Below are 14,695 nucleotides of genomic sequence, written 5' to 3' on the forward strand. Positions count from 1 at the left end.
TTATGAGTTTTTTCTGATAGTCTTTTATTATTACTTATATTATACGATGGAATTGTCCGCCCCTAAGAATGTCTAAAAAATAAAGCGGGACAATCATTGATGATAATTGGCTGATCAGGACAAACGGAAGAAATCAGAGCATTCATCATTATGTTCAAGGAGAAAAATAGTGAAAAAAAGAAAAAAGCTCGTTCTATCTCTCGCGATATTTTTACTTGTAGGTTCTCTAGCGGGATGTGCAAGCTGGATTGATCGTGGAGAAACCATGACAGCCGTCGGTTCAACTGCTCTTCAGCCTCTTGTCGAAGCGGCAGCAGATGAATTCGGTTCTAGAAACATCGGAAAAACAGTTAATGTTCAAGGTGGAGGATCGGGTACAGGACTTTCCCAAGTCCAGTCTGGAGCAGTTGACATCGGGAACTCTGACGTCTTTGCAGAGGAAAAAGAAGGAATCGATGCTTCAGCACTAGTAGACCACAAGGTTGCAGTGGCTGGTCTTGCAGTGATTGTAAACAAGGAAGTGGATGTTGAAAATCTCACAACCGAGCAACTTCGCAAAATCTTTACAGGTGAAGTGACCAACTGGAAAGAAGTTGGGGGCAAAGACCTGGCCATTTCAATCATCAACCGAGCAGCAAGTTCTGGTTCACGAGCGACGTTTGATACGGTGGTTATGAATGGCCAAGCAGCAATGCAGAGCCAAGAGCAGGATTCTAACGGGATGGTCAAGTCCATTGTATCCCAAACACCTGGAGCCATTTCTTACCTGGCTTTTGCCTATGTAGATGACTCCGTGAAAAGCATGAAACTGAATGGGTATGAGCCTACGTCTGAAAATGTAACGACCAACAACTGGCCTTTGTGGTCTTATGAACATATGTACACACTTGGTCAGCCAAATGAGTTAGCTGCTGAATTCCTGAATTTCGTTCTCTCAGATGAAGCCCAAAATGGGATTGTTAAGGGCATGGGCTATATCTCCATCAATGAAATGAAAGTCCAAAAGGATGCTTCAGGTATCGTTACAGCAGTAGAAGGAGGTCAATAATGAATCAAGAAGAATTATCTAAAAAATTACTCTCTCCTTCAAAGAACTCTCGGCTTGAGAAGTTTGGTAAAGGATTGACCTTCACTTGCCTTTCTTTGATTGTTATCATTGTGGCAATGATTTTGATTTTTGTAGCCCAAAAAGGCTTATCGACCTTCTTTGTCAATGGGGTCAACATCTTTGATTTCCTTTTTGGACAAACTTGGAATCCTTCTGGGAAACAATTTGGTGCCCTTCCGATGATTTTGGGTTCCTTTATTGTGACGATTTTATCAGCCCTCATCGCAACACCCTTTGCTATTGGTGCGGCAGTCTTTATGACCGAAGTCTCACCAAAGGGTGCAAAAATCTTGCAACCAGCCATTGAACTCCTCGTTGGTATTCCTTCAGTCGTCTATGGATTTATCGGTTTACAAGTTGTGGTGCCTTTTGTTCGTAGCGTCTTTGGTGGAACTGGTTTTGGGATCTTGTCAGGGATTTTCGTTCTCTTTGTCATGATCCTACCAACTGTAACCTTTATGACAACAGACAGCTTGCGTGCTGTTCCTCGTCATTACCGTGAAGCCAGTTTGGCTATGGGAGCCACTCGTTGGCAAACCATCTGGCGTGTGACCTTGAAAGCAGCACGTTCAGGTATTTTTACTGCAGTGGTCTTTGGGATGGCGCGTGCCTTCGGTGAAGCCCTTGCTATTCAGATGGTGGTCGGAAACTCAGCAGTTATCCCAACCTCGCTAACAACGCCAGCTGCGACTTTGACATCTGTATTGACTATGGGTATCGGAAATACCGTCATGGGAACGGTTGATAATAACGTTCTCTGGTCACTGGCCTTAGTCTTGCTCTTGATGAGTTTGGCCTTTAACAGTGTGATTAAATTGATTACGAAAGAAAGAGGAAAGAAAAACTATGCACGCTAAGAAATTAGATAAACTTGCAACAGCTGTCCTCTATACCATCGCAGGTATCATCGTGGCCATCTTGGCATCCTTGATTCTCTATATCTTGGTGAGAGGGTTACCGCATATCTCTTGGTCCTTCTTGACAGGGAAATCTTCCTCTTATCAAGCAGGTGGGGGTATCGGGATTCAGCTCTACAATTCCTTCTTCCTTTTGGTCATTACCTTGATCATTTCTGTTCCGCTATCTATGGGTGCTGGTGTTTTCCTCGCTGAGTATGCCAAAAAAGGACCTGTGACTAATTTTATTCGTACCTGTATTGAGATTTTGTCTTCTCTACCATCAGTCGTTGTGGGTCTCTTTGGTTACTTGATCTTTGTAGTCCAGTTTGAGTATGGATTTTCAATCATTTCAGGTGCCTTGGCCTTGACAGTCTTTAACCTTCCTCAGATGACTCGAAATGTTGAGGACAGTTTAAAACACGTTCACCATACACAACGTGAGGCTGGTCTGGCCCTTGGAATTTCTCGTTGGGAGACTGTGGTCCATGTCGTCATTCCAGAAGCCCTTCCAGGTATCGTAACGGGTGTTGTCTTGGCATCTGGCCGTATCTTTGGTGAGGCCGCCGCTCTTATCTATACAGCAGGACAATCCGCTCCAGCCCTTGACTGGTCTAACTGGAATATCCTCAGTGTTACTAGCCCTATCTCAATCTTCCGACAAGCAGAAACCTTGGCGGTCCACATTTGGAAAGTCAACAGTGAAGGAACCATTCCTGATGCTACCATTGTATCTGCTGGTTCTGCCGCCGTGCTCCTCATCTTTATCTTGATTTTTAACTTTGGAGCACGCAAACTCGGAAGCTACCTACACAAGAAATTAACCGCTGCCTAAAGGAGAAGCCATGTCAAAATATAACTGGGATGAAAAGCATATCATCACTTTCCCTGAAGAAAAAGTGGCCCTCTCTACTAAGGATTTACATGTTTACTACGGTAAAAATGAATCCATCAAGGGCATCGATATGCAATTTGAAAAAAATAAAATCACGGCCTTGATTGGTCCTTCTGGATCAGGAAAATCTACCTATCTTCGCAGTCTCAATCGGATGAATGATACCATTGATATTGCCAAGGTCACAGGTCAAATCCTCTACCGAGGGATTGACGTCAACCGTCCAGAAATCAATGTCTATGAGATGCGCAAGCATATCGGAATGGTCTTCCAACGTCCAAATCCATTTGCTAAGTCTATTTACCGCAACATCACTTTTGCTCATGAACGTGCAGGAGTTAAGGATAAGAAAGTCCTTGATGAAATTGTAGAAACTTCTCTACGACAGGCTGCCCTATGGGATCAGGTCAAAGACGACCTCCACAAATCAGCCTTGATGCTCTCTGGTGGTCAGCAACAACGTCTCTGTATCGCTCGCGCCATCTCTGTCAAGCCAGATATCCTCTTGATGGATGAACCGGCGTCAGCCTTGGATCCGATTGCGACAGCCCAACTGGAAGAAACCATGTTGGAATTGAAGAAGGACTTTACCATCATCATCGTTACCCACAGTATGCAACAGGCTGCGCGTGCAAGTGACTACACTGGATTTTTCTACTTGGGTGATTTGATTGAGTATGATAAGACATCCAATATTTTCCAAAATGCTAAGTTACAGTCAACCAATGACTATGTAACGGGACACTTTGGTTAGAAAGGAAACGGTATGTCAGAAGCGATTTTACAGGTGTCAGACCTGTCCGTTTATTACAATAAAAAGAAGGCCTTGAATAGTGTTTCCCTTTCTTTCCAACCTAAGGAAATAACAGCCTTGATTGGTCCTTCTGGATCAGGAAAGTCCACCCTGCTCAAAGCCATCAACCGCATGGGCGATCTAAATCCTGAGGTGACAACAACTGGATCAGTAGTCTATAATGGTCACAATATCTACAGTCCCCGCACCGATACGGTTGAATTGCGTAAGGAAATCGGTATGGTCTTTCAACAGCCCAATCCCTTCCCTATGTCTATCTACGAAAATGTTGTCTATGGCCTACGTATCAATGGGGTTAAGGATAAACATGTTTTGGATGAAGCATTAGAAAAGGCCTTGCAACGTGCTTCTATCTGGGATGAAGTAAAGGATCGTTTGCATGATTCGGCCATTGGTCTCTCAGGTGGACAACAACAACGTGTTTGTGTTGCTCGTGTCTTAGCAACCAGTCCGAAAATCATCCTCTTAGATGAACCAACTTCAGCTTTGGATCCTATTTCTGCAGGTAAGATTGAGGAAACCTTGTATGGTCTGAAAGATAAATACACCATGCTCTTGGTAACGCGTTCGATGCAACAAGCCTCACGTATCTCTGATAAAACAGGATTTTTCCTAGATGGGGATTTGATCGAGTTTAACGATACGAAGAAGATGTTCCTAGACCCACAAAACAAGGAAACAGAAGATTATATTACAGGAAAATTTGGATAAGGAGTTGAATGATGTTACGATCTCAATTTGAAGAAGATTTGGAGAAATTGCACAACCAGTTCTATGCTATGGGACAAGAAGTGCTCTCACAAATCAATCGTACAGTGCGTGCCTTTGTTACACATGACCGTGATTTGGCAAAAGAAGTTATTGAGGAAGATGCAGAAGTAAATGGATATGAAGTGAAACTAGAAAAGAAATCATTTGAAATGATTGCCCTTCAACAACCTGTTTCTCAAGACCTCCGTACTGTATTGACCGTTCTCAAGGCAGTATCGGACCTGGAACGTATGGGAGACCATGCGGTGTCAATCGCAAAAGCAACTATTCGTATGAAGGGGGAACAACGCATCCCTGCCGTTGAAGAGGAAATCAAAAAAATGGGGCGCGATGTGAAAAACTTCGTTGAATCTGCTCTCGAACTTTACCTGAATGGTTCTGTGGATCAAGCCTATGAAGTAGCGGCTTTGGACGAAAAAATCAACCATTACTTTGATAGTATTCGTGATCTTACTACAGAGGAGATTAGGAAACATCCTGAAGCCATCGTTACAGGCCGTGATTACTTCCAGGTAATTTCCTTCTTGGAACGTATCGGAGACTACGCTAAAAATATCTGTGAATGGGTTGTTTACTTTGAAACAGGGAAGATTGTCGAACTATAAGAAACGGTTTAAATATACAGAATAAAAGGCTGATTGTGATAAATCAGTCTTCTTTTTATGAAAAGAATTGTTTTGCAGTCAAAATCTCTAAAAGGGTTGACAACTATTTTTAAAAGAGTTATAATTATTCAGAAATAATAGAAAGGCCGTTTATTTATGAAATTTAAGAAATGGATATTAGTTGTGTGTAGCATGCTGACCAGCATGGTTTTGGTAGCTTGCCAGTCAGGAACGGATAATTCCCAGTCAGCTGTGGACGCTATTAAACAAAAAGGAAAGCTAGTCGTTGCGACCAGCCCAGACTATGCACCTTTTGAATTCCAATCCTTGGTAGATGGTAAAAACCAAGTGGTTGGGGCAGATATTGATATGGCTCAAGCGATTGCGGATGAGCTTGGGGTTAAACTTGAAATCTCTAGCATGAGTTTTGACAATGTTTTGACCAGCCTTCAAACTGGAAAGGCTGACTTAGCCATTGCAGGAATTAGTGCCACAGATGAGAGAAAGGAAGTCTTTGACTTTTCAATCCCTTACTATGAAAACAAGATGAGTTTCTTGGTTAGAAAAGCCGATTTAGACAAGTACAAGGATCTTTCAAGCCTTGCAAGTGCGAATATCGCAGCTCAAAAGGGAACTGTGCCAGAAACCATGGTCAAGGAACAATTGCCAAATGCCCAGTTGACATCCTTGACCAATATGGGGGAAGCAGTTAATGAATTGCAGGCTGGAAAAGTAGATGCTGTTCATATGGATGAACCAGTTGCTCTTAGCTACGCAGGTAAAAACTCAGATCTTGCCGTTGCAACTGTTAATTTGACGATGAAAGATGGCGAAGCCAATGCCGTAGCTATCAAGAAGAATCAATCAGACTTGAAAGCAGTAGTAGATAAGGTTATCCAAAAACTGAAAGATGACGGAACCTATCAAAACTATCTAGAAAAAGCAGCGAAACTAACAGAAGTTGAACAATAAGAAAAAGCAGAGTTGGACTTTAATCCAATTCTGCTTTTAGGTATTCTAACAGCTCTTCTAGATTCTCGAGAGAGACTTTGGCAAACTGATAAGGACAGGCATCCAAATAAGCCTTCTCAAAAAAGTCTAGTTTGAGTGAGCTGTGTTTTAAACTGGTGATTTTAGGATAGTCTCTCAAATCAAGCAAAAGACCATCATGTAGAGGATAGTGGGGCAAGGGACAGGTGTTTTCTTCAAGCACTTTCTTTATCTGAGTCTGATAGTTCTCTTGAAGGGTCAGTCTGGCCAGTCGATTTTTTTCAAATAGCTGGCTATCGATGTAAAGAGAGAGAGCCTTTTGCATGATGAGATTGCTGTCATAGTCTAGGATATTTTTGTAGGAAACAAAGGCCTTTTTTAGGGCATTTGGGAGAATGAGAGCGGTGATACGAAGGGCTGGAAAGAGGCTGGTTGAGAAGGACTTGATATAAATGACCCGATCCTCAGTGTCCAGATAGTGGAAGGTCTGCCCTTTTTTAGGGTCTAAATCTCCTAGATAGTCATCCTCTACGATGTAAACACCATACTGGTTTGCTAGATCTAGAATAGCCCTTTTTTCCTGATCAGAATAGGAATGGCCAAGAGGATAGTGGAAGCGAGGAATAGTGTAGAAAAACTTGATTTTCCCAGATTTGAACTGTTCTTCCAGTTCTTCAAGGTCAATGCCATCAATACGGCGTTCAATGGTCTGGTAGGCTAATCCCTGAGCGACCAAGAGGCGGTTCATTCGGTGGTAAGTCGGCTGTTCGACCAAAATCTCAGCTCCCTCGCTCGGAAAGTTAATCTGAGAAAGGATAAAGAGAGCTTGCTGGGTACCAGATGTTAGAACCAGTTGGTCGGGTTTGCAGTAGAGAGACTGGTCAAAGAGGAGTTGATGGACAGATTGTCTGAGTTCCTCAAGTCCTTCTTGGTTATCATAGTAGTTGAAGAGGTAGTTTTCTCGACCTATCAGGGTTTCATTGACACAGAGTCGGAAGTCGTCATAGGCACTGGCGTGTTCGTCAGTGACTTCGATTTCCAAGTCTTGGTGCTGTCCTTGTTCCAGAACATAGTAGCCACTTTGGGGTTTGGCATAGAGGTATTGTTCATGGCGTAATTCCAATAGGGCTCGTTGGATAGTATCCTTGCTACAGTGGAAGTCTTGGCTCAGTTGACGGATAGAGGGAAGTCGGCTACCTGTTGGGAATTTTCCTGATTCGATTCCTTTTTTTAGAAAGGAAACAACTGCTTGGTATTTACTTTCTTTCTTCATTCCAGACCTCCTTTGATTTTGTTACATTGTACCTTTTTTTTGCCTCCTTTGCAATGGGAAAAGCATTTCTCCCTTTCACATCTAAGAGCAAATGTGGTATACTTAGAAAGTATAATGATTCATTGAAAAGAAGATAAGAAAGAGAATGGATAGAAAAGTGCAGGAACCAGTAAAATTATTTCAATACAATACTCTAGGTGCCCTAATGGCAGGTCTCTATGGCGGAACCATGACAGTGGGAGAATTGCTGGAACATGGTGACCTCGGCTTGGGAACTTTGGATTCGATTGATGGGGAGTTGATTGTCCTTGATGGCAAGGCATATCAAGCCAAGGGATCTGGTCAAACGCCTGAAATCGTTGAAGTTGCAGCAGATGCTCTTATTCCCTATGCAGCAGTGGTCCCCCATCAGGCAGAAGTGATTTTTCGTCAGCGTTTTGAGATGACAGATAAGGAATTGGAAAAGCGAATTGAGTCCTACTATGATGGGGAAAATCTTTTTCGTTCCATCAAGATTCATGGCGAATTTTCACAAATGCACGTACGGATGATTCCCAAATCCACACCTGATACCAAGTTTGCTGATGTCGCGACTCACCAACCTGAATATAGCCGTGAAAATGTATCGGGAACCATTGTTGGATTTTGGACACCGGAGATTTTCCATGGGGTGAGTGTTGCAGGCTACCATTTGCATTTTATCTCAGATGACTTGACCTTTGGTGGGCATGTGATGGACTTTGTTATCAAAGAAGGAATGATCGAGGTTGGGGCAGTCGACCAGTTGGACCAACGTTTTCCAGTCCAAGATCGCCAGTATTTATTTGCGAAATTTAACGTTGACGAGATGAAGAAAGATATTGATAAGTCAGAATAGGAGAAAAAGATGACAGTACATATTATCCTTACCATGGTTGCTTTGGTTCTCATTCTAGTAAGTGGAACTTGGTATGCCAAAAAACGGTTTAAAATCTCTCTTGCAGTGATGGGCTTAGGGGCAATCGCATTTTTTGTTTCTTCTCAAGTGTTAGAGAAGATGGTTCACCTTCTGGTACTTCATCCGCAAAAAGACGGAACCATTTTACTCGCGCAGGAGCATCCTTTCTTATACGTCCTTTATGGGATCGCTATGGCAGCCCTCTTTGAAGAGACGGCCCGTTTTATCTTTTTTAAATGGTTGGAGAAAAAGAGAAAGTTGGAAGATAGAGATGCTTTGGCTTATGGTTTAGGACATGGAGGTTTGGAGATGCTCTACCTCGGAATGGGAAGTTTGATTAGCCTTTTGATCCTCTTTTCACTCCTACAATCTTCAAACTCTGATGCGGCGAATCTTCTTACAAAGAGTACATTAGAAACAGTTCAGTCTCTATCAGCATGGCAGGTCTATCTACTAGGAGTTGAGCGTGTCCTTGCTCTGGTTCTCCAAATTAGCCTTACTGTCTGGGTCTATCAAAGTGTCCGTCAAAAGAAATGGATCTATCTCGTTGCTGCCTATGGTTTGCATGCTTTGTTTGACTTAGCTCCAGCTCTATCTCAAGTGGGATGGATTACAAATCCACTTCTAGTTGAGTTCATTCTTCTCGCAGAACTTATAGCTCTTGTCTGGCTAACAAAATCTACATTTTGGAAAAAATCATAAAAAGAGGGATGACCTCTTTTTTTATGTGAAGATTGGATACAGAAATTTCCAGTCGTCAAAAATCTTTAAAAATGGTATAATGAAATGACTTTACAAAAGGATGAGAGATATGACATTAGTAACTAAAATACAAGAACAATTAGAAGGAATTGATATTCGTTTTAAGGAACCATTGAAGCTCTATACCTACACTAAGGTAGGGGGACGAGCGGATTATCTGGTTTTGCCACGGAATCGCTATGAGATGGCGCGTGTCGTTCAATTTGCCAATCAAGAGAATATTCCTTGGATGGTGCTAGGGAATGCCAGCAATATCATCGTTCGTGAAGGTGGAATCCGTGGTTTTGTCATCTTATGCGATAAGCTAAATAACGTTTCAGTTGATGGTTACACTATTGAAGCAGAAGCGGGTGCTAATTTGATTGAGACAACACGCATTGCTCTCCGTCATAGTTTGACTGGTTTTGAGTTTGCTTGTGGCATTCCCGGAAGCGTCGGCGGTGCGGTCTTTATGAATGCGGGTGCCTATGGAGGAGAGATTGCCCATATCTTGCAGTCTTGTCAAATTTTGACCAAGGAAGGGGAAATCGAGACCTTATCTGCCAAGGAATTGGCTTTTGGTTACCGCCATTCAGCTGTTCAAGATTCTGGAGCTGTTGTTTTGTCAGCTAAATTTGCCCTATCTCCAGGAAATCACCAGGTTATCAAGCAGGAAATGGATCGCTTGACTCACCTTCGTGAACTCAAACAACCTCTAGAGTACCCATCTTGCGGTTCAGTCTTTAAGCGTCCAGTGGGGCATTTTGCAGGTCAATTAATTTCAGAGGCTGGTTTGAAAGGCTATCGTATCGGTGGTGTTGAAGTATCTGAAAAGCACGCTGGTTTCATGGTCAATGTTGCTGACGGTACAGCTAAAGACTACGAGGACTTGATCCAATCTGTTATTGAAAAAGTCAAGGAACACTCAGGTGTCACCCTTGAGAGGGAAGTCCGAATCTTGGGTGAGAAAGAGTAAAATTTAGGCAGAAAAGCTGCTACTATGTCAATGGAAAGGGGGTGAAAGCCTATCGTTAGCGAAGATGCATGCAGGTGGTTTTACTCCCTGCAAGAGGTAGTATCGGCTTGACAGAGCCCTGATCTGTTAATTTATGAAAAAGAAGGAATTTATGACAATTGAAAAAACCAATTATTGAATTCAAAAACGTCTCTAAAGTTTTTGAAGACAGCAACACCAAGGTTCTCAAAGACATTAACTTTGAGTTGGAAGAGGGAAAGTTCTATACCCTACTAGGCGCATCTGGTTCAGGAAAATCAACCATCTTGAACATCATTGCAGGTTTACTGGATGCGACGACAGGAGATATTTTGCTGGATGGGGTACGGATCAATGATATCCCGACCAACAAGCGAGACGTCCATACGGTTTTCCAATCCTATGCCTTGTTTCCACATATGAATGTGTTTGAAAATGTTGCCTTTCCCCTCCGCTTGCGTAAGATCGACAAGAAAGAAATCGAACAACGCGTAGCGGAAGTTCTCAAGATGGTTCAGTTGGAAGGTTATGAGAAACGTTCTATCCGTAAACTTTCTGGAGGACAACGTCAGCGTGTGGCCATTGCCCGTGCCATTATCAACCAACCCCGTGTGGTCTTGCTGGATGAGCCCTTGTCAGCGCTGGACTTGAAATTGCGAACAGACATGCAGTACGAACTGCGTGAACTGCAACAACGATTGGGAATTACCTTTGTCTTTGTCACTCACGATCAGGAAGAAGCCCTTGCTATGAGTGACTGGATTTTCGTTATGAACGATGGCGAGATTGTTCAGTCTGGAACACCAGTGGACATCTACGATGAGCCAATCAACCACTTTGTTGCCACCTTTATCGGTGAGTCAAATATCTTGCCTGGTACTATGATTGAGGACTACTTGGTTGAGTTTAACGGCAAACGCTTTGAAGCGGTCGATGGGGGGATGAAGCCAAATGAGCCAGTTGAGGTTGTCATTCGTCCAGAGGACTTGCGCATTACCCTTCCTGAAGAAGGCAAGCTCCAAGTCAAGGTTGATACCCAGCTCTTCCGTGGGGTTCACTATGAGATCATCGCCTATGACGAACTCGGAAATGAATGGATGATCCACTCGACTCGTAAGGCCATTGTGGGTGAGGAAATCGGTCTGGACTTTGAACCAGAAGATATCCACATCATGCGTCTCAACGAAACCGAAGAAGAATTCGATGCTCGTATCGAGGAGTACGTAGAAATCGAAGAGCAAGAAGCAGGTCTGATTAACGCGATCGAGGAGGAAAGAGATGAAGAAAACAACCTCTAAACTCTTTGTAGTGCCCTACATGCTTTGGATTGCCCTCTTTGTTCTCGCACCCTTGGTCTTGATTTTTGGACAATCCTTTTTCAACATTGAAGGGCAGTTTAGTTTAGAAAACTACAAATCCTACTTTGCGTCACAAAACTTGACCTATCTTAAAATGAGCTTCAACTCAGTGCTCTATGCAGGGATTGTGACCATGGTAACGCTACTCATCAGTTATCCAACAGCCCTCTTTTTGACCCGTCTCAAGCACCGTCAACTCTGGCTCATGCTGATTATCTTGCCAACCTGGATCAATCTGCTCCTTAAGGCCTATGCCTTTATCGGGATTTTTGGTCAAAATGGCTCTATTAACCAATTTTTGGAATTTATCGGAATCGGTTCGCAGCAATTGCTCTTTACTGATTTCTCCTTTATCTTTGTCGCAAGCTACATCGAGCTTCCCTTTATGATTTTGCCGATTTTCAATGTCTTGGATGATATGGATAACAATCTCATCAATGCCAGCTACGACCTCGGTGCGACCAAGTGGGAAACCTTCCGCCATGTCATCTTCCCTCTATCGATGAATGGAGTGAGAAGTGGGGTCCAATCAGTCTTTATCCCAAGTTTGAGTCTCTTCATGCTGACACGTTTGATTGGTGGGAACCGTGTTATCACGCTGGGAACGGCTATTGAGCAGAACTTCCTGACCAATGACAACTACGGTATGGGTTCTACCATTGGTGTGATCCTCATCCTGACCATGTTCATCACCATGTGGGTGACCAAGGAAAGGAGAGAACGATGAAAAAATTTGCCAATCTCTACCTAGCCTTTGTCTTTATCATCCTTTATTTGCCAATTTTTTACTTGATTGGCTATGCCTTTAATGCTGGCGATGATATGAACAGCTTTACTGGTTTTAGCTTGAGCCATTTTAAAACCATGTTTGGTGATGGCCGTCTCATGTTGATCCTCATCCAAACCTTTTTCTTGGCCTTTCTATCTGCCTTGATTGCGACCATTATCGGGACTTTCGGTGCTATTTACATCTACCAGTCACGAAAGAAATACCAAGAAGCCTTTTTATCACTCAATAATATCCTCATGGTTGCGCCTGACGTTATGATTGGTGCCAGCTTCTTGATTCTCTTTACCCAGCTTAAGTTTTCACTTGGCTTTTTGACGGTTCTATCTAGTCACGTGGCTTTTTCCATCCCTATCGTAGTCTTGATGGTCTTGCCTTGTCTCAAGGAGATGAATGATGACATGATCCATGCGGCTTATGACCTTGGTGCCAGTCAGTTTCAGATGTTTAAGGAAATCATGCTTCCTTACCTGACTCCGTCTATCATTGCAGGTTATTTCATGGCCTTCACCTATTCGCTAGATGACTTTGCCGTAACCTTCTTTGTGACAGGGAATGGCTTTTCAACCCTCTCAGTCGAGATTTATTCTCGTGCTCGTAAGGGAATTTCGCTAGAAATCAATGCCCTGTCTGCCCTTGTCTTTCTCTTTAGTATTATCCTAGTTGTAGGTTATTACTTTATCTCACGTGAGAAGGAGGAGCAAGCATGAAAAAACTCTATTCATTTTTAGCAGGAATTGCAGCAATTATCCTTGTCTTGTGGGGGATTGCGACGCATCTAGATAGTAAAATCAACAGTCGAGATAGTCAAAAATTGGTTATCTACAACTGGGGGGACTACATCGATCCCGAACTCTTGGAGCAATTTACAGAAGAAACTGGAATCCAAGTCCAGTACGAGACCTTTGACTCCAACGAAGCCATGTATACCAAGATTAAGCAGGGTGGAACGACCTACGACATTGCCATCCCAAGTGAGTACATGATCAACAAGATGAAGGACGAAGACCTTTTGGTTCCGCTTGATTATTCAAAAATTGAAGGAATCGAAAATATCGGACCTGAGTTCCTCAACCAGTCTTTTGACCCGGGCAACAAATTCTCCATCCCGTACTTCTGGGGAACCTTGGGAATTGTTTACAATGAAACCATGATAGATGAGGCGCCCGAGCATTGGGATGACCTCTGGAAACCAGAATACAAGGATTCCATCATGCTCTTTGATGGGGCGCGTGAGGTGCTGGGACTCGGGCTTAACTCACTTGGTTACAGCCTCAACTCCAAGGATCCTCAGCAGTTGGAAGAGACAGTAGATAAACTCTACAAACTGACTCCAAATATCAAGGCCATCGTGGCTGACGAGATGAAGGGCTATATGATCCAGAACAATGCGGCCATTGGTGTGACCTTCTCTGGGGAAGCTAGCCAGATGTTGGAGAAAAATCCTAACCTTAAGTATGTCGTTCCGACTGAGGCCAGCAATCTCTGGTTTGATAACATGGTCATTCCAAAAACCGTGAAAAACCAAGATGCCGCCTATGCCTTTATCAACTTTATGCTAAAACCCGAAAATGCTCTTAAAAATGCAGAATATGTCGGCTATGCAACACCAAATAACACAGCCAAGGAATTGCTCCCAGAGGAGACCAAAGAAGACAAGTCCTTCTATCCAGACGCTGATACCATGAAAAACCTAGAAGTTTATGAGAAGTTTGACCATAAATGGACAGGCAAATATAGCGACCTCTTCCTACAGTTTAAAATGTACCGGAAGTAGAAGATATGCTTTCTTGTCAGCTTTCCCAGTTGACGCAGAACCCAAAAAACGATATAATAAGAAAGTTGAGAATTGGTTTTCTCTCCATCTTAGTCCAGAGAATTGGCGGTGCTGCGAGCCATCTAAGCTAGGAAATCATGCTACTCAATCAGACAATTGCATAAGAATAAGAGAATGACAAGTTCATTGAATGAAGGTGGTACCGCGGTTTTTCGCCCTTCGTGATGTGAGCTTGTCTTTTGATTTTTGGAGGTGTTTATGAAGACATTTCTCGTGAAACAAAAGTTTCGTCTTGGAGGCGAACGCTTTGATATTAAGGATGATAGAGGGGTAGTGAACTATCAGGTGGAGGGATCTTTCTTCCAAATTCCTAAGACCTTTACCATCTATGACGCCTATGGTGAGCAAGTCAGTGAGATTAGTAAAGAATTTTTCACCTTACTTCCTCGCTTTAATATCCAGTTACGAAACGGTTCCAATTTCGTTATTCGTAAGAAGTTGACCTTCTTTCGAGATAAGTATGAGTTTGATCATCTAGGACTTCGCATCGAGGGCAATATCTGGGATTTGAATTTCAAATTGCTGGATGATCGTGACCAAGTGATTGCCGAGATTCGGAAAGAGATTTTCCATTTAACCTCGACTTACACCGTAACCGTCTATGAAAACTCTTATGCAGACCTGGTCATTTCCCTCTGTGTCGCGATTGACTATGTGGAGATGCTGGAAAGCCAATCAAATTAAACAAG

The 14,695-nt window shown here is 42.9% G+C and carries 16 protein-coding genes; 15 read left to right on the plus strand and 1 reads right to left on the minus strand.

What is annotated here, in order from left to right; all coding sequences use genetic code 11:
• Window positions 1-169 precede the first annotated feature (169 nt).
• The 7 genes from AC4ME5_RS07065 (at window position 170) to AC4ME5_RS07095 (ending at window position 6,061) form a co-directional block, all read left to right on the plus strand.
• On the plus strand, window positions 170-1,048 hold the full coding sequence (locus tag AC4ME5_RS07065) for a phosphate ABC transporter substrate-binding protein PstS (RefSeq protein WP_491800402.1): 879 nt from the start codon (window positions 170-172) through the stop codon (window positions 1,046-1,048).
• Window positions 1,048-1,965: a phosphate ABC transporter permease subunit PstC gene (gene pstC, locus AC4ME5_RS07070; RefSeq protein WP_001070951.1), complete on the plus strand. Its 918-nt coding sequence runs from the start codon at window positions 1,048-1,050 to the stop codon at window positions 1,963-1,965. Before AC4ME5_RS07065 ends, pstC begins: the two co-directional genes overlap by 1 nt.
• Window positions 1,955-2,839 carry a phosphate ABC transporter permease PstA gene (gene pstA / locus AC4ME5_RS07075; RefSeq protein ID WP_000543050.1) on the plus strand — a complete coding sequence of 295 codons (885 nt, stop codon included), beginning with the start codon at window positions 1,955-1,957 and terminating at the stop codon, window positions 2,837-2,839. Before pstC ends, pstA begins: the two co-directional genes overlap by 11 nt.
• Before the next feature lie 10 nt (window positions 2,840-2,849).
• Window positions 2,850-3,653 (plus strand): phosphate ABC transporter ATP-binding protein PstB, encoded by an 804-nt coding sequence (pstB, locus tag AC4ME5_RS07080; RefSeq protein ID WP_000049851.1) that lies wholly within the window; start codon window positions 2,850-2,852, stop codon window positions 3,651-3,653.
• A 12-nt stretch (window positions 3,654-3,665) separates the two neighbouring features.
• Complete coding sequence (gene pstB, locus AC4ME5_RS07085) at window positions 3,666-4,424, plus strand: phosphate ABC transporter ATP-binding protein PstB (RefSeq protein WP_491800403.1); 759 nt, start codon at window positions 3,666-3,668, stop codon at window positions 4,422-4,424.
• 11 nt (window positions 4,425-4,435) lie between these two features.
• Window positions 4,436-5,089, plus strand: coding sequence for a phosphate signaling complex protein PhoU (phoU, locus tag AC4ME5_RS07090; RefSeq protein ID WP_491800404.1), 654 nt, complete (start codon window positions 4,436-4,438; stop codon window positions 5,087-5,089).
• Between the two features lie 156 nt (window positions 5,090-5,245).
• On the plus strand, window positions 5,246-6,061 hold the full coding sequence (locus AC4ME5_RS07095) for an ABC transporter substrate-binding protein (protein WP_491800405.1): 816 nt from the start codon (window positions 5,246-5,248) through the stop codon (window positions 6,059-6,061).
• Between the two features lie 19 nt (window positions 6,062-6,080).
• Here AC4ME5_RS07095 and AC4ME5_RS07100 read toward each other — a convergent pair whose 3' ends face one another.
• The gene (locus tag AC4ME5_RS07100) at window positions 6,081-7,352 is read right to left on the minus strand and encodes an aminotransferase-like domain-containing protein (RefSeq protein ID WP_491800406.1); all 1,272 of its coding nucleotides are present in this window, start codon (window positions 7,350-7,352) and stop codon (window positions 6,081-6,083) included.
• A gap of 145 nt (window positions 7,353-7,497) precedes the next feature.
• On the opposite strand from AC4ME5_RS07100, the gene budA reads away from it, so the two are divergent.
• From budA to AC4ME5_RS07140, 8 genes are all read left to right on the plus strand, one after another.
• Entirely contained in the window at window positions 7,498-8,229 is a 732-nt protein-coding gene (gene budA, locus AC4ME5_RS07105; RefSeq protein ID WP_000375405.1) for an acetolactate decarboxylase, read from the plus strand.
• 9 nt (window positions 8,230-8,238) lie between these two features.
• On the plus strand, window positions 8,239-8,991 hold the full coding sequence (locus tag AC4ME5_RS07110; RefSeq protein WP_007520290.1) for a YhfC family intramembrane metalloprotease: 753 nt from the start codon (window positions 8,239-8,241) through the stop codon (window positions 8,989-8,991).
• A gap of 109 nt (window positions 8,992-9,100) precedes the next feature.
• The gene (murB, locus tag AC4ME5_RS07115) at window positions 9,101-10,006 is read left to right on the plus strand and encodes a UDP-N-acetylmuramate dehydrogenase (RefSeq protein ID WP_007520288.1); all 906 of its coding nucleotides are present in this window, start codon (window positions 9,101-9,103) and stop codon (window positions 10,004-10,006) included.
• Window positions 10,007-10,164: 158 nt separating this feature from the next.
• Entirely contained in the window at window positions 10,165-11,322 is a 1,158-nt protein-coding gene (locus AC4ME5_RS07120; RefSeq protein WP_000742901.1) for an ABC transporter ATP-binding protein, read from the plus strand.
• Entirely contained in the window at window positions 11,303-12,109 is an 807-nt protein-coding gene (locus AC4ME5_RS07125; RefSeq protein WP_000754120.1) for an ABC transporter permease, read from the plus strand. The genes AC4ME5_RS07120 and AC4ME5_RS07125 overlap by 20 nt, the downstream gene beginning before the upstream one ends.
• Window positions 12,106-12,879 carry an ABC transporter permease gene (locus AC4ME5_RS07130; protein ID WP_491800407.1) on the plus strand — a complete coding sequence of 258 codons (774 nt, stop codon included), beginning with the start codon at window positions 12,106-12,108 and terminating at the stop codon, window positions 12,877-12,879. Before AC4ME5_RS07125 ends, AC4ME5_RS07130 begins: the two co-directional genes overlap by 4 nt.
• Complete coding sequence (locus AC4ME5_RS07135) at window positions 12,876-13,946, plus strand: ABC transporter substrate-binding protein (protein ID WP_491800408.1); 1,071 nt, start codon at window positions 12,876-12,878, stop codon at window positions 13,944-13,946. The genes AC4ME5_RS07130 and AC4ME5_RS07135 overlap by 4 nt, the downstream gene beginning before the upstream one ends.
• A 258-nt stretch (window positions 13,947-14,204) precedes the next feature.
• Window positions 14,205-14,690, plus strand: a complete 486-nt coding sequence (locus AC4ME5_RS07140; RefSeq protein WP_491800409.1) for an LURP-one-related/scramblase family protein — start codon at window positions 14,205-14,207, stop codon at window positions 14,688-14,690.
• Window positions 14,691-14,695 lie beyond the last annotated feature (5 nt).

It is taken from the genome of Streptococcus sp. A69, from assembly GCF_058556195.1.

What these genes read in the sequence shown, in the direction of transcription:
- pstA (WP_000543050.1), top strand. Translation starts at nt 1,955, where the DNA reads ATGCACGCTAAGAAATTAGATAAACTTGCAACAGCTGTCCTCTATACC.
- phoU (WP_491800404.1), top strand. Translation starts at nt 4,436, where the DNA reads ATGTTACGATCTCAATTTGAAGAAGATTTGGAGAAATTGCACAACCAG.
- pstB (WP_000049851.1), top strand. Translation starts at nt 2,850, where the DNA reads ATGTCAAAATATAACTGGGATGAAAAGCATATCATCACTTTCCCTGAA.
- AC4ME5_RS07100 (WP_491800406.1), bottom strand. Translation starts at nt 7,352, where the DNA reads ATGAAGAAAGAAAGTAAATACCAAGCAGTTGTTTCCTTTCTAAAAAAA.
- budA (WP_000375405.1), top strand. Translation starts at nt 7,498, where the DNA reads ATGGATAGAAAAGTGCAGGAACCAGTAAAATTATTTCAATACAATACT.
- murB (WP_007520288.1), top strand. Translation starts at nt 9,101, where the DNA reads ATGACATTAGTAACTAAAATACAAGAACAATTAGAAGGAATTGATATT.
- pstC (WP_001070951.1), top strand. Translation starts at nt 1,048, where the DNA reads ATGAATCAAGAAGAATTATCTAAAAAATTACTCTCTCCTTCAAAGAAC.
- AC4ME5_RS07135 (WP_491800408.1), top strand. Translation starts at nt 12,876, where the DNA reads ATGAAAAAACTCTATTCATTTTTAGCAGGAATTGCAGCAATTATCCTT.
- AC4ME5_RS07125 (WP_000754120.1), top strand. Translation starts at nt 11,303, where the DNA reads ATGAAGAAAACAACCTCTAAACTCTTTGTAGTGCCCTACATGCTTTGG.
- AC4ME5_RS07140 (WP_491800409.1), top strand. Translation starts at nt 14,205, where the DNA reads ATGAAGACATTTCTCGTGAAACAAAAGTTTCGTCTTGGAGGCGAACGC.
- AC4ME5_RS07110 (WP_007520290.1), top strand. Translation starts at nt 8,239, where the DNA reads ATGACAGTACATATTATCCTTACCATGGTTGCTTTGGTTCTCATTCTA.
- pstB (WP_491800403.1), top strand. Translation starts at nt 3,666, where the DNA reads ATGTCAGAAGCGATTTTACAGGTGTCAGACCTGTCCGTTTATTACAAT.
- AC4ME5_RS07095 (WP_491800405.1), top strand. Translation starts at nt 5,246, where the DNA reads ATGAAATTTAAGAAATGGATATTAGTTGTGTGTAGCATGCTGACCAGC.
- AC4ME5_RS07130 (WP_491800407.1), top strand. Translation starts at nt 12,106, where the DNA reads ATGAAAAAATTTGCCAATCTCTACCTAGCCTTTGTCTTTATCATCCTT.